Annotated in this window: 2 protein-coding genes; both read left to right on the forward strand. The window is 66.9% G+C overall.

Annotated features, from left to right (window positions below):
* Positions 1-715: flavodoxin-dependent (E)-4-hydroxy-3-methylbut-2-enyl-diphosphate synthase (locus WB785_RS19100; RefSeq protein ID WP_424080864.1), on the forward strand; the 715-nt coding region annotated here is incomplete at its 5' end.
* Positions 716-761: 46 nt separating this feature from the next.
* Complete coding sequence (locus tag WB785_RS19105; RefSeq protein WP_424080865.1) at positions 762-1616, forward strand: GNAT family N-acetyltransferase; 855 nt, start codon at positions 762-764, stop codon at positions 1614-1616.
* The last annotated feature ends 326 nt before the right edge of the window (positions 1617-1942 follow it).

Below are 1942 nucleotides of genomic sequence, written 5' to 3' on the forward strand. Positions count from 1 at the left end.
GGACAAGCGGTTCATGGAGAAGTACGGCAAGGCCACGCCGGAGGCGCTGGTCGAGTCGGCGCTGTGGGAGGCCTCGCTGTTCGAGGAGCACGGCTTCGGCAACATCAAGATCAGCGTCAAGCACAACCACCCGGTTGTGATGGTCGCCGCCTACGAGCAGCTGGCCGCGCAGTGCGACTACCCGTTGCACCTCGGCGTCACCGAGGCGGGCCCGGCGTTCCAAGGCACCATCAAGTCCGCGGTCGCGTTCGGTGCGTTGCTGTCGCGGGGCATCGGCGACACCATCCGGGTATCGCTGTCGGCGCCGCCCGTTGAAGAGGTCAAGGTCGGCACCCAGATCCTCGAATCGCTGAATCTGCGGCCACGCTCGCTGGAGATCGTGTCCTGCCCGTCGTGCGGTCGCGCCCAGGTTGACGTCTACACCCTGGCCAACGAAGTCACCGCTGGACTCGACGGCCTCGACGTGCCGTTGCGGGTCGCCGTGATGGGCTGCGTCGTCAACGGGCCGGGGGAGGCGCGCGAGGCCGATCTCGGCGTCGCATCGGGCAATGGCAAGGGTCAGATATTCGTCCGCGGTGAGGTGATCAAGACCGTGCCCGAGGCGCAGATCGTCGAGACGCTGATCGAAGAAGCCATGCGGCTCGCAAGCGAAATAGGCACTGAGCCGGGGGAAGCCGCAACAGCGAGCGGTTCGCCTATTGTGACCGTAAGCTGAGACGTGGCCCACTCCGGCCAAACTGTCGGTCCCAGAAAGATTTGGTATGTCGGCTCCACCCATCCGCCGCGTGGTCAGCGAGCGACGGGTGTCGGTAGTGCGCGACGGCGCGGCGGTGCGCCGTGTCTTCGATGACGACCCGGTCGGGTCGTGCATGGTCGCCGCCCGGGTGGCCGATCACGGCCTCGACTCCAACTCGATCGGCGGCGAGCTGTGGACGCGCCGCGGGCCCGAGGAGTCGCTGTGCTACGCCGGCGCGAACCTGATTCCGCTGCGCGGCCGACTGACCGATCTGTATGCGTTCGCCGACGCGGCGCTGACTGTGTCACGGCGATGTTCGTCCCTGGTCGGCCGGGCCGAGTTGGTGATGCCGATGTGGCAACGGCTCGAGCCGGCGTGGGGCCCCGCCCGTGATGTGCGTGAACACCAGCCGCTGATGTCGCTGAGTCGGATGCCGACATGTGAGATCGATCCCGGTGTGCGCCAGGTGCGGCCCGACGAGATCGAAACCTACCTGGTGGCCGCCATCGACATGTTCATCGGCGAGGTGGGTGTCGACCCGCGGCTGGGCGACGGTGGCCGCGGCTACCGGCGCCGGGTTGCCAACCTGATCGCAGCGGGCCGCGCATGGGCCCGCTTCGAAGATGGCGAGGTGGTCTTCAAGGCCGAAGTCGGGTCGCAGTCACCGGCAGTCAGCCAGATCCAAGGGGTGTGGGTTCATCCGGAGTGGCGCGGCAAGGGTCTGGGCACCGGCGGTACCGCGACGCTGGCAGCGGTGATCGTAGGCACTGGGCGCACCGCCAGCCTCTACGTGAACGACTTCAACACCGTGGCCCGCGCCACCTACGACCGGGTCGGCTTCGTCGATGTCGGTACCTTCGCGACCGTTCTGCTGGACTAACCCGCGACCGTCGTTGCGCGACACTTAAACGCCTGCGACGACACGCGGATGGGAGTCACAACGGCTTAAGTTTCGGCGCAAACAGGGCAGCTGCTGACCGATGTCACGACTCCGTCTCGGTGCGCCTCCGCTGGTCTCGTCGCGTAGTTTCATAACATCTGCCTCAATGGCAACAAAAACCACAGCAGTAACCGCCGCGGTGCTGGCGGTGCTTGTCACGACGACCGCCGTGTCGGCCTGTACGCCGCGCGCGGAGGGTCCGACGCCGGCAGCCGAAAGGTTTTTCGCTGCGTTGTCCACCGGCGACACCGCGTCGGCCGCCGACC

Source organism: Mycobacterium sp. (assembly GCF_049585075.1).
Lineage (GTDB): Bacteria > Actinomycetota > Actinomycetes > Mycobacteriales > Mycobacteriaceae > Mycobacterium.